The sequence below is a fragment of the Flavimarina sp. Hel_I_48 genome, from assembly GCF_000733945.1.
In the GTDB taxonomy this organism is placed as follows: Bacteria; Bacteroidota; Bacteroidia; order Flavobacteriales; family Flavobacteriaceae; genus Leeuwenhoekiella.
The window spans coordinates 3060792-3073660 of sequence record NZ_JPOL01000002.1; the positions used below are offsets into that span (position 1 = coordinate 3060792).

At 42.8% G+C, this 12869-nt stretch carries 11 protein-coding genes; 4 read left to right on the forward strand and 7 right to left on the reverse strand.

Annotated elements, in window-relative coordinates:
- Positions 1-5: 5 nt before the first annotated feature.
- On the reverse strand, positions 6-779 hold the full coding sequence (locus P162_RS13325; RefSeq protein ID WP_031428035.1) for an ABC transporter ATP-binding protein: 774 nt from the start codon (positions 777-779) through the stop codon (positions 6-8).
- The gene (locus P162_RS13330; protein ID WP_031428037.1) at positions 776-1516 is read right to left on the reverse strand and encodes an MlaE family ABC transporter permease; all 741 of its coding nucleotides are present in this window, start codon (positions 1514-1516) and stop codon (positions 776-778) included. The genes P162_RS13325 and P162_RS13330 overlap by 4 nt, the downstream gene beginning before the upstream one ends.
- Before the next feature lie 122 nt (positions 1517-1638).
- On the opposite strand from P162_RS13330, the gene pafA reads away from it, so the two are divergent.
- Positions 1639-3270, forward strand: a complete 1632-nt coding sequence (gene pafA / locus P162_RS13335) for an alkaline phosphatase PafA (RefSeq protein WP_031428039.1) — start codon at positions 1639-1641, stop codon at positions 3268-3270.
- 9 nt (positions 3271-3279) lie between these two features.
- Here the strand turns inward: pafA and P162_RS13340 are convergent, their stop codons facing one another.
- A complete protein-coding gene (locus P162_RS13340; protein WP_031428041.1) occupies positions 3280-4134 on the reverse strand; it encodes a glycosyltransferase family 2 protein in 855 nt (284 codons plus the stop codon).
- On the reverse strand, positions 4131-4658 hold the full coding sequence (locus tag P162_RS13345; RefSeq protein ID WP_031428043.1) for a methyltransferase: 528 nt from the start codon (positions 4656-4658) through the stop codon (positions 4131-4133). Before P162_RS13345 ends, P162_RS13340 begins: the two co-directional genes overlap by 4 nt.
- 151 nt (positions 4659-4809) lie before the next feature.
- On the opposite strand from P162_RS13345, the gene P162_RS13350 reads away from it, so the two are divergent.
- Positions 4810-5364, forward strand: coding sequence for a sigma-70 family RNA polymerase sigma factor (locus tag P162_RS13350; protein WP_031428044.1), 555 nt, complete (start codon positions 4810-4812; stop codon positions 5362-5364).
- On the forward strand, positions 5361-5609 hold the full coding sequence (locus P162_RS13355; RefSeq protein ID WP_031428046.1) for a hypothetical protein: 249 nt from the start codon (positions 5361-5363) through the stop codon (positions 5607-5609). Before P162_RS13350 ends, P162_RS13355 begins: the two co-directional genes overlap by 4 nt.
- On the opposite strand, the gene P162_RS13360 is transcribed toward P162_RS13355, so the two are convergent.
- On the reverse strand, positions 5602-6411 hold the full coding sequence (locus tag P162_RS13360) for a hypothetical protein (protein WP_031428048.1): 810 nt from the start codon (positions 6409-6411) through the stop codon (positions 5602-5604). The two genes, P162_RS13355 and P162_RS13360, sit on opposite strands and share 8 nt — an antisense overlap.
- A gap of 113 nt (positions 6412-6524) precedes the next feature.
- Here P162_RS13360 and gcvP point away from each other — a divergent pair, with 113 nt between their 5' ends.
- Positions 6525-9377 carry an aminomethyl-transferring glycine dehydrogenase gene (gene gcvP / locus P162_RS13365; protein ID WP_031428050.1) on the forward strand — a complete coding sequence of 951 codons (2853 nt, stop codon included), beginning with the start codon at positions 6525-6527 and terminating at the stop codon, positions 9375-9377.
- A 194-nt stretch (positions 9378-9571) separates the two neighbouring features.
- Here gcvP and P162_RS13370 read toward each other — a convergent pair whose 3' ends face one another.
- A complete protein-coding gene (locus P162_RS13370; protein ID WP_051908080.1) occupies positions 9572-12070 on the reverse strand; it encodes an ABC transporter permease in 2499 nt (832 codons plus the stop codon).
- A 50-nt stretch (positions 12071-12120) separates the two neighbouring features.
- Positions 12121-12807: an ABC transporter ATP-binding protein gene (locus P162_RS13375; protein ID WP_031428054.1), complete on the reverse strand. Its 687-nt coding sequence runs from the start codon at positions 12805-12807 to the stop codon at positions 12121-12123.
- Positions 12808-12869 lie beyond the last annotated feature (62 nt).

A 12869-nucleotide genomic window follows, 5' to 3' on the forward strand; every position in this document is an offset into this window, starting at 1 on the left:
TAGAACTATCTAAACTGCTCCTTTTTATTGAGCGCAGAGCGAACTTCCTTGAATAAGTTAGAAGAATAAACGAAGTCTGTGACATCCTCATGGTCTGTCTTAAATATCTCGTCTTTAGATCCCTCCCAGGCTAGTTTGCCTTTTTGAAGAAAGACGATTTTTTCCCCAATTTCCATAACGGAATTCATATCATGGGTATTTATCACCGTAGTAATCTCATTCTCCCGTGTGATCTCCTGTATAAGATTATCAACAACCGTAGCTGTTTTAGGGTCAAGGCCAGAGTTGGGCTCGTCACAAAAAAGATATTTAGGTTTGTTTACAATTGCCCTGGCAATTGCTACTCGTTTTTGCATTCCACCAGAAATTTCCGAAGGAAGCTTATTATTCGCATCTGTAAGGTTAACCCGCTTTATGGCTTCATTTGCACGCTCCCTACGTTCGGCACGTTTCATACTAGTAAACATGCGCAGCGGGAACATAATGTTTTCTTCTACGGTCATAGAGTCAAACAGGGCGCTTCCCTGAAAAACCATTCCCATTTGCTCGCGCAATTCGCGTTGATCTTCTGAAGTAAGTGTAGAATAGGCCTGGCCGTCATATAAAATTGAACCTTCCGTGGGTCTAAAAAGCCCCAAAAGACATTTTAAAAATACTGTTTTACCAGAACCACTTTGGCCTATGATAAGATTTGTTTTTCCTTTTTCAAAAGTGGTATTGATGCCCTTGAGAATCATCTCGCCATCAAATCCCTTTTTTAGATCTTTTACTTCTATCATGCGCTCAACAATAATTGGGTTAAAACATAATTACAAAGAATTATTGCCACACTCGTCCATACGAACGAGGTGGTACTTGCCTTGCCAACTTCAAGCGCCCCGCCGCGCATATAATATCCCTGATATGAAGGTATTGTTGCGAGAAGCATAGCAAATACAATTGTTTTTATAAAAGCATAAGCGAGTTGAAAAGGTATAAAATTGTCCTGCAAGCCGGAAATAAAAGCATCTCCTGAAGTAAAACCTCCATAAACCCCGGCAACATACCCTCCCAGAATACCCAGAAACATAGCAATAACGATGACAAATGGATAGAAAAGCATGGCTATGATCTTGGGGAAGACCAGATAATTCAATGAATTGATTCCCATAACCTCTAGAGCATCTATCTGCTCTGTAACGCGCATCGTACCTATACTGGAAGTAATAAAAGAACCTACTTTACCGGCCATAATAATACTGATAAAAGTAGGGGCAAATTCTAAAATGATAGACTGGCGGGAAGCAAAACCTATAAGGGATTCCGGTATGAGTGGATTATCCATATTCAGGGCGGTCTGTATGGCTACGACACCTCCTACAAAAAAGGATATAAAGGATACAATCCCAAGGGAATCTATTATAAGATCGTTAATCTCCTTGAGAATCAATTGGCGCAATACAGATGCTTTGGTTGGCTTGATAAACGTGCCTTTAAGCATTAAAAAATATTGACCTACATTACCTACGTAATTCATGTTTTTTCTATTCAGCGTTAAAAATAGGAAAAAAGCGGGCAAGAGTATTTAACTTTGACTTAATCTTTTTACTAATTAACAGACCTAGCTTTACGGTCTAACAATAACCTACAATGAAAAGCATGAAAAAGCTAGTACTTATAGCCCTCATTTTAACATTTATTCCAGTCGCCAGAGCCCAAAAAGACCCTTCTGAAAAGCCCAAGCTTGTTGTAGGAATTGTGGTTGATCAGATGCGTTATGATTATCTCACCCGTTTTTATGCAAAATTTGATGATAATGGCTTCAAAAGACTCATAAATGATGGTTTTAGCTGTAATAATAACCACTTTAATTATATGCCCACCCTTACCGCTCCCGGTCATGCATCCATTTTTACGGGGACAACGCCCAGGACTCACGGTATCATCTCTAATGACTGGTACAACAAATTTGAAAAGAAGTCTGTTTACTGCGCAGAAGATCATTCCGTGCATTCTGTAGGTACAGAAACGGCGGATGGGGAGATGTCCCCGCACCGTATGAAAACCACCACGGTTTCAGACCAGAATAGGCTGCACACGCAAATGCGTGGCAAAACCATTGGGGTTTCCCTAAAAGACCGCGGTGCTATTTTGCCTGCTGGGCATTCTGCTAATGGAGCGTATTGGTTTCAGGGCAGGGAAGAAGGGAATTTTATAACAAGTAGCTATTATATGGATAAATTGCCTACTTGGGTTACATCCTTTAATTCTTCGGCAAAAGCAAAGAGCTATATGCGTCCCTGGAAGACATTACTTGATATAAACACCTACACAGAAAGCGGTCCTGATCTCAACGTTTTTGAAGGTGGTTTTGAAGGAAAGAAAACGGCGGTTTTTCCCTATGACCTGGGCGGTTTGAATTCCGCTAATGGCGGTTATGATATATTGAAAGTTACGCCCTATGGTAACAGTTTGTTAGTGGATTTTGCCCTTGCTGCAATAGATGGTGAGCAGTTGGGCGCAGATATGGACACTGATTTTCTTACGGTGAGTTTTAGCAGTACAGATTATGTGGGGCATAACTTTGGCGTAAATTCAAAAGAGATTGAAGATACGTATATTCGTCTTGACCGTGATCTTGGCCGTTTGCTCAATGCACTTGATAAAAAAGTAGGTGCAGGGCAATATACTGTCTTTTTAACGGCAGACCATGCCGGTGTACATGTACCCAGTTATTTAAAAAGTGCAAAAATACCCGCAGGATATTTTGATTCTGATGCTTTTGACCAGGCGGTACAGGATTTTGTTTCTACCGCTTATGGCAGGGATGATCTTATCGAAAACATTTCGAACTATCAGGTATTTTTCAGTTATAAGGTGCTGGAAGAAAACAAGATTGATGCAGAAGAACTTCAAAAGAAAATCGCTCATTTTGCCCTTCAGTACGAGCAGGTAAATAAAGTATATACCCGCGCACAACTTGAACAATCAGGATTTACATCAGGTATGGAACAACTGGTGGAAAACGGGTTTGATCAGAAACGAAGCGGTGATGTTTTTATAATTCTTGATCCTGCCGTGATTTCCTATGGCGTAACAGGATCCATGCACGGTACGGGTTACAGTTATGACACCCACGTACCTCTATTATTCTATGGAAATGGAATCAAGCAAGGAAAAACCTACGCAAAGACGGTTATTCCAGATATTGCTACAACAATTTCTGCACTTTTGGGTATTGAATTTCCGAATGGTTTCTCTGGAGAAGTACTTTCAGAAGTATTGAAATAAATCGATAAATTAGGCTAAAAACAGCTTTTTTTGGATCATTTTCCAGCGTAATTGCCTTATAAATTGCCCTTCTTTTTCATTTACGAGGAAGGGTTTTTTATTTCTTTTTGCCGAAAAATAACCGGAAAGGCAATTTTTAAAATAGGCTATATCCTTTTTTCGAAGCGCCAGCTTCCCAGAAGCTATAAGGGTAAGTGGCAGTCCATAGCGCATACCGTAAAAGGCTTCTCCCTGTTTTAATCTTGCTTTGGCCGCATACGTTGTTCCTGTAGGTTTTAGATGCTTGACCGCAAGGGATTCAACCGTTTTAATGCTCCAACCATGATATTGCGCCAGTAGTTCATCAAGGGTGTCCCATCCCATGGCCGGTTTTAAACCATTGATCTGTTCAAAACAGGAACGGCGATAGGCCTTCAACGCCCCGCGGATGTGATCTTTGTTGGTCAGGTTTTCTAGTATCCACTCACCATCTTTTAAAATATGGCAAAAGCCACCGGCCATTCCTACTTTTGAGTCTTCCTGGAATATGGCGGACAGCCGGGCTAAGTATTCCGGAGGAAATACAAGATCTCCGTCAAATTTGCAAAGAATGTCGTAAGGAGTAGATAATTCCTGTAAACCAAAATTAAAGGCCTGTACTACTTTGCCTCCCGGTAGATGAATCTGCTCGCTATCTTTTTTGAGATATTTAATGTACTTATAATCGCTTGAGAATCTTTTGATAATTTGCGCAGTCGCGTCTGTACTGTTGTCGTCCACGACAATAATCTGCTGTGGTTGTTTTTGCTGCGTTACCAGGGATTCCAGGGTTTGCGCGATGAAATTCTCTTCGTTATATGTGGGTATGATAATGGCTATTTTCACGAGTTGGTACGTTCTGCATAAACGAGATAATAACGTGGCGTGAAGAGCCTTAGTAAGGGGCGAAGTCCCAGTTTTTTTACGGGATGGGTAAATTTCTCCCGCTTTTTGATCGTCCACCCTGCTTTTTCAAGCAGCCAGTCAAACTGCCAGTCCTCAAACTCGTGATAATGTCTGTCCCATGGATCTGTCTTGCTTCGGTATGCGCTGGAGAACCATAGTTTTAACGGAATGCTTGCCACGAGTTTATCAGCTCTTATCGCATCAATTACAGGTAGGGGGGAAAGCAAATGCTCAAAAATCTCAAAAGCGGTAACCGCATCGGTTTGTGTGTCTTTTATACCGTTTAGGTTGAGGTCCAGGTCTTCGCCTTCCGTATTTTTTACGGTAAAACCTTCCTGTTGCATTAGTTTTGAAAATGGATTGGGTACGCCCAGATCCAGAACTTCACAGCCTGCGGGAAGCACTTCCTTGAGAAAATGCATGGTGCGTTTAAAGCGTTTGTTCGGAAAGGTTTTTTCGTACACAGTTAATGTTTTTGAGGTAGCTAGAAGCTTTTGATTGCTAAAGTAAAGGTAAAAATACTGGAATCTTTTATAAATGAGAGATACAAGCTGAAGTTCCTTACTTTAAAATTCTATAAACTTTAGTACATTTGCCGCTTATAGCTGTCGGTATATGCGAAGTAAGCAGATTGACCCTACCCAGTGGGTGAAAAAATATTCAGATTATCTCTTCAACTTTACGATCACCCGTGTGAATGATCGTGAGGTGGCGCAGGACCTTATTTCTGAAACTTTTCTTGCCGGTTTAAAATCAATGAAGAACTTTAAAGGAGAAGCCACAGAGCGCACGTGGCTCATTTCCATCTTAAAGAGGAAGATTATTGATCATTACCGTAAAACCAATTCAAAAAAGGGGAAGGCAGAGGTGCATATCAACTACCGTGATGAAGATGGCGAAGGTGACTGGATGGAGGAACGTGTTGCAGACCCCTTTGATAAAACCGCAGAAGATGCCATTGAGAATGAAGAACTGGGCGAGGCTATTTATAATTGTCTTGATAAATTGCCTGAAAGACAGGCCGAAATTTTTAAATTAAAGACCATTGACGGGCAGGAAACGGAAACTATCTGTAATGCCTACAATATTACTGCGTCTAACTTATGGGTAATTATTCACCGGGCACGTACTGCGATGGTTGAATGTATGGAAAAAAATTGGCTACAATGAGTTTTAAGCTATTTATAGATTGTAAAAAGGCCGGCCATGTCTGTGATAAGGTTCAGTATGATGAATCAACGCTTGCCGAAAAAATACGATTACGAATTCATATTCTGATTTGCGGTAGCTGTAAAAAGCATTCAGAAAAGAACGTAAAACTGACCAAACTATGCAAAGAAGCAAAGTTTCAAAAAATGACCGAAGATAAGAAGCAGTCCCTCCATCGCCTTATCAACGAAGAATTGTCTAAGTAAACAGCATTAACAAGAACCAGCTCACCACCGGTATCCCTTCTACCCAAAAAGAAGCGTAATAGCTGTTTTGATCTTTTCCTGAACAATAGATCGCTAGGGCGGTAACAGGTAATTGGAATCCCAGAAAGATCCAGTTAGTGCTATAACTTCCCATTAAATTGCTTCCAAGCGCAACCAATAAAAGAAAATAACCTATCATTTTTGTCTGTTTTACGCCCAATAATTGGGGTAAAGTGGCCAAATTTTTAGCATCAAAAGCTAAATCCCGAATCTCAAATGGGACAATCAGTGCGAGCACGATTAGAAAACGCTGAACAAGCAAAACCAGTATTTCAACAGTCCAGTCTAAATTTGCAGCGACCTTGGGTAAATAAACCGTTGTCCCAGCCCAAACCCCAGCAATCACAAATACTTTAAGCGTGGGCGTGGTACGTAGGTTTTTTGCAGATGGAAAAAGCGGTACGGCATAAAAAAAAGTAAGTAATCCCAAGGGGACACAAGCCAGTACTATAGTCCATTTAATTTGAAACACAAAGTAAACGCAAGCCACAAAACTAAGTAATGAAAAAAGCTGAATTGTTTTAAGGGTAGAGGTAAGGCTTCGGTGATGAAGTTGTGCAATACCGGCATATTTCACAAAGTTATAACCTGTTATGGTCCCAAAAAATATAAAACCCAGCACGTCAGTTTCCGCAGGTACGCCCAGTATCATACAGGTGCTTGCGGTAAAGGCAAGAACCGCAAGGGCAACATGAATACTACTGTTGATATAAAACCTAAAACATTCACGTAAAACGCCCATGATACAAATGTATTCTAAACTGTTGATAACTGCGTGAATTGTTTAAAAACTCCTCTTAAACAATGAACTTTATACTCTCCGAATCCTTAATTTTGCAGCCTAAAATGATAGCAATGAGAACAGATGTTTTTGCCAAAAGGCATATAGGTCCCAGAGAGAATGAGCAGGAAGCTATGCTTAAGGCCATAGGGGCAGATTCCTTAGATCAATTGATTTATGAGACGCTTCCAGACGGAATTAAATTAGAGAGGCCGCTCAATCTGGAGCCAGCGCTTAATGAGTATGATTATGCGCGTCATATTAGTGCGCTTGCGGCAAAAAATAAAGTGTATCAGTCGTACATAGGTCTGGGCTATCATGAGGCAAAAATACCTGCGGTAATACAACGCAACATTCTGGAGAATCCAGGCTGGTACACGGCATATACGCCGTATCAGGCAGAGATTGCCCAGGGCCGTTTAGAGGCTTTGCTCAACTTTCAAACCATGGTGAGCGACCTTACCGGGATGGAACTCGCAAATGCATCTTTGCTTGACGAGTCCACTGCGGCTGCTGAGGCTATGTCCCTTATCTTCTCCTTGCGTGACCGCGAACAGAAAAAAAACAATGTTGCTAAATTCTTTGTTTCCGACGAAATTTTACCACAAACCTTGAACGTGCTCAAAACCAGAGCGATTCCCGTAGGTATACAATTGGTTGTGGGAAATCATGAGGATTTTGACTTTTCCGCAGAATTCTGTGGTGCATTAGTGCAATATCCTGCTGCTACCGGTGAGATTTTTGACTATTCCGGGTTTATTGCAAAAGCAAAAGAAAACAATATAAAAGTGGCCGTAGCGGCAGATATATTAAGTCTGGTTTCCCTTGAATCTCCAGGCAGTATGGGCGCAGATGTTGTTCTGGGCACCACACAGCGATTTGGTATACCTTTAGGTTACGGCGGTCCTCATGCTGCATTTTTTGCCACGCGTGATGAATACAAACGTAATATCCCCGGTAGGATCATTGGCGTGACAAAAGACAGGGATGGGAACCGTGCCCTGCGCATGGCGCTCCAGACTCGTGAGCAGCACATCAAACGGGATAAGGCAACGTCAAATATTTGTACCGCACAGGTTTTGCTGGCAGTTATGGCCGGTATGTATGCCGTGTATCATGGGCCAAAGGGCATGAAGTACATTGCCAATAAAGTGCATACCACGGCGGTGACTATCGCCGATTCTTTAGAGAAAATGGGCTATTATCAGCTTAATTCGGCATATTTTGATACGATTCGCATAAAAGCAGATGCTTCCGCAATTAAGGCAATCGCCGAAAAGAACGAGATCAATTTCTACTTTCCAGATTCTGAAACGGTAAGTATTTCCGTTAACGAGACAACAGGCATAAAAGACATCAATGCAATCCTTTCTGTTTTCGCCGATGCGAAGTCCAAAGATTTTGATGAAATCCAAGAATTGCTTACCCAAACAGCGATCCCCGAAAATTTAGCGCGATCAACTGATTTTATGACCAATCCGGTCTTTAACTCCTACCATTCGGAAACGGCGCTTATGCGTTATATCAAAAAACTGGAGCGTAAGGATCTATCCTTAAACCACAGTATGATTTCCCTGGGTAGTTGTACCATGAAATTGAATGCAGCTTCAGAAATGTTGCCGCTAAGCGATGCGCGCTGGGGAAGTATTCATCCATTTGCTCCGGTAGACCAGGCCGCGGGATATCAGGAAGTACTTAGAAAATTAGAAGATCAACTCACCGAAATCACCGGTTTTGCTGGTACTTCGCTGCAACCCAATTCTGGCGCGCAGGGAGAGTACGCGGGTCTCATGGTAATCAGGGCGTACCACGAATCGCGTAATGAATCGCACAGGAATATTTGTATAATCCCATCTTCTGCGCACGGTACGAATCCTGCGAGTGCGGTTATGGCGGGCATGCAGGTGATCGTTACAAAATCTACAGATCAGGGAAATATTGATGTGGATGATTTACGGGAAAAAGCGGAAAAACACAAAGATAACCTGGCAGCACTAATGGTGACTTACCCATCCACTCACGGGGTATATGAGTCGGCTATTCAGGAAATCACCGCTATCATTCACGAGTTTGGCGGTCAGGTTTATATGGACGGTGCAAATATGAACGCGCAGGTAGGTTTGACAAATCCTGGGCGTATTGGCGCAGATGTGTGTCACCTGAACCTGCACAAAACCTTTGCGATTCCCCACGGTGGCGGTGGACCTGGTGTTGGCCCTATCTGCGTTGCAAAACAACTTGTGCCCTTTTTACCTTCCAATCCGGTTATCAAAACGGGTGGTGAACAGGCGATCACCGCTATTTCTTCAGCTCCCTGGGGTTCTGCATTGGTTTGTTTGATCAGTTATGGCTATATCAAAATGCTGGGCGAAGCCGGACTCAAAAAGTCTACACAAGTGGCGATCTTAAATGCAAATTATATCAAAGAGCGTTTGAAAGGTGCTTTTGAAGTGCTTTATACGGGAGAAAAAGGACGCGCCGCGCATGAGATGATCATTGATTGCAGACCGTTTAAAAATAATGGTATCGAAGTCGTTGATATTGCAAAACGTCTTATGGATTATGGTTTTCATTCTCCCACGGTTTCTTTTCCAGTGGCGGGAACCATGATGATAGAACCTACCGAAAGTGAAGATCAGGCCGAACTGGACCGTTTTTGTGACGCGATGCTTTCCATCAAAAAAGAAATAGATGGCACTACCGCTGAAGATGATAATAACTTGCTGAAAAATGCACCCCACACGTTAAAAATGCTTACTGCCGAATCCTGGGATTTCCCTTACAGCAGAGAACAAGCCGCATTTCCGTTGGATTTTGTAACAGATAATAAATTTTGGCCCAGTGTGCGCCGTGTTGACGACGCTTACGGTGATAGAAACTTAATCTGTACTTGTGCTCCTATTGAAGAATATATGGAAGAAGCTTAAAGGTCCCCACCCGGCCTCCCCAAAGGGGAGGGGTTAAAACTCTTTCTAAAAGTAGAGCACTTTTACTCTTTTAGATAATGTTTAAAACCTCTGATTTACATAGAAAAACAACCGTTTTTCCATGTAAATCAGAGGTTTTTTTGAGTAAACCCCTCCCCTTCGGGGAGGTTGGGAGGGGATTTATTGGGAGGGGATCATTGCTTCCGTAGAACCTGCAACGGCGGACTTTTAATCACCCCAATACTACTACCCAATCCTATGGCCATGACAAGGATAACAATTAGCGGAAAAAGCACTAAAAATGGCCAAATAGATGGTAAAAACGGAGTATCGAAAACGATCCACGTTAAAAGTTGGCTGCTTATCAGAGACAATAAAATACCAGATATCGCGCCAAGTGCTCCCAGATAAAAATATTCCAGGGCGAGAATTTTTAGTATTTGCTTACTTCGCGCGCCGAGTGTTCTGAGCAGTACACTTTCTTTGATGCGCTGGTATTTGCTCGTTCGTACAGCGCCCAGTAGGACAATAATTCCGGTAAGGATACTGAAAAACGCCATAAAATTGATAATCAGCGTGATTTTGTTCAGGATATCTTCCACGACCGTAAGTAATTGCCTGAGATCAAGAATGGAAACATTGGGGAACAAGCGCACCAGTTGTCTTTGTAGCTTTGCGGAAGCACTTGCATCTGGAGCTTTTGTCGTAAGCACACCAAATTGCGGGGCATCTTCAAGAACACCTTTTGGAAAAACAATGGAAAAATTGAGCTGCAACCTGCTCCAGTCTACCATACGTATACTCCCTATTTCGGTTGCTAGAAGTACGCCCTGTACGTTAAAAGTCACTTTATCGCCCAGTTTTACATTGGCATCATCGGCAAAATTAGAACTTACAGATATAGGCACCGGCCGCTTGCCGTTTTTCAAACTTTTGGTTAAGGTACCTTCATTCAGACTTTCTGAAGCTATTAGCGAATCGCGGTAGGTAACCCGAAATTCATGGGACAAAATCCAGCCATTTACGCGCGAACTGGTGTCTTGTTTTATCTGATTGACACTCTTTCCATTTATTTCCTGAACGCGCATACTCACAATGGGAATACTGCTGAGCACCGGAAGGGCCTGCCCCTTAACTGTGGCAGCAACCGAATCTACCTGCTCCCGCTGAATGTCAAGCATGATGATGTTTGGGCTGTTCTCATTGGATTCTAAATTGGCCTGCGCGAGCAATAAATCTTTAGTAAAATACAACGTACTGATCAAAAAAGAACCGACTCCAATGGCCAGAATAAGAGTAAGCGTCTGGTTCTGCGGCCGGAATAAATTTAATAAGCTTTGCCGTGGTTCAAAATTCCACGAAGTGGGAAAATTACTTTTAATGAGCTTGATAAAGAGGGCGGCAATGCCAGTGAGCAACGCAAAGGTTACTAAAACACCACCCACAAAAGAGAGCGCATATTTCCAGTTTTCAAGCAGCCAAAAGGAGAAAAGAAGAATAAAAACCACAATGGCCACTCCCACTAAAAAAGCGGCACGTTTTGAGTTTGTATTCGTTTTAGTCTGTACTCGTAGTGCCTGCAAAGGAGAAACATACAAGGTGCTCATTAAAGGATAAAGGGCAAAAAGAACAGACATAATTACCCCTAGCACGACACCGCCTATAATGATCTGGGGAGCCAAAGCAACCTGAACATCCACGGGTAAAAAATCCCGTAAAAGAATAGGGAAAAGCTGCTGGAGTAAGAGTCCGGCGATGGTTCCCAGAATTCCACCTAAAAGCCCCATACCGGCAATTTGCACCAGATAGATCATAAAAGTCTGGCGGCGGGAAGCACCTATACATTTCAGGACCGCCACAGAACGCAGTTTTTCCTTGATATAAATATGTATGGCGCTGGCGATACCCACACAACCCAGTAAAAGCGCAACAAAAGCAACCAGGTTTAAAAACCTTCCAAAATTCTCATACCGTCTGCCCAGCCGCTCACTTGTGGAAACATGCGTGTCCAGATCAGCTTCATTTTTGTCCAGTATGGGATCGAGCGCCTGCTCGAGTTGCTCCATGTCCTGATTTGCAGGTGCAACAAAATAATACTCATAATTGATACGACTACCGGTTTGTACCAGTCCGCTTTCTTCAATAAAGGAATAGGGAATGACCACTGGCGGCGCTACAGAACTAAAAATAGCATTACTTCCCGGCAGTGATTTTAAAGAACCGGCGATGGGCAGCGTGATGTTGCCCACTTTTATACTGTCGCCGGGTTTGAGTCCCAGTTGTAGCATAACCGTAGCATCCACCAGAGCGCTGTTTGTTTGTTGAAAATCTGCCGCGGCAGAAACCGGTTCGGTATCCATGGTTCCATAAAAAGGGAATCCACCAGTTATACCGCGAATCTGCATGAGTTTTGTACCTTCGGAAGAAGAAAAAGCGGCCATGGAGGCAAAACTTATTTCTTTCGCCCGGGCGCCACCCAGCGAATCCATGAGCTTTACAACTTTTTCATTGACAGGGCTGTCACTGTCAATCTTATAATCTGCACCCATAAGGGATTTAGACTGAAGGGCGATATTTTTCTTCAGCGTATCACCAAAAGACTGAATGGAAACTACTGCAGCGATCCCCAGAATAATGGAAGCCATGAAAAGGATCAGTTTCTTTATGCTGGCACGGCCATCGCGCCAGGCCATTTTAAAGATCCACCCCAGGCCGGGTTGTGTTCGTCTTTGGTCTGTATTTTTCAAACTAGGGAATTTTCGGTAGAAACTATTTTTCCGCCTTTTAATTTAAGAATCCGTTGAGTTAGGGCTGCGAGTTCATTATCATGCGTGACGATGACCAGGGTGGTTCCCTGATCTTTATTGAGCGCAAAAAGAAGTTCGATAACTTTTTCGCCTGTTTCCGCATCCATGTTACCGGTAGGTTCATCAGCAAACAGGATCGAAGGTTTATTGGAAAACGCCCGTGCCAATGCCACACGCTGTTGTTCCCCGCCCGAAAGCTGGGAAGGATAATGGTTAAAACGGTCACCCAAACCCACTTTTTCAAGCAGTTCTTTACTAATTTGAGCTGCTTTTTTATCGCCCTGTAATTCTAACGGAACAGCAACATTTTCAAGCGCGGTCAGGGTGGGCAGCAATTGAAAATCCTGAAAGACAAAACCCACTTTTTCATTGCGCAAACGTGCCCTTCCGTCTTCATCCAGGTTGTTCATAGAAGTACCGCAAAGGCTAATATTCCCGCTATCTGGGTGGTCAAGGCCGGCGCAAAGACCAAGCAATGTAGTTTTACCGCTCCCGGACGGTCCCACTATTGAAAAAGTTTCCCGTTCCTCTATGCTAAAGGAAATATCGTGTAATACCGTAAGCTTTTTGGAACCATTGGTATAGCCTTTCTCCAAGTGCTCAACGTTTAATATCTTTGCCATCGTACTGTTCGTGTAATTTAGATCCTAAAAAGACAAAATACCGAATCGCTTTTAATTTAAAC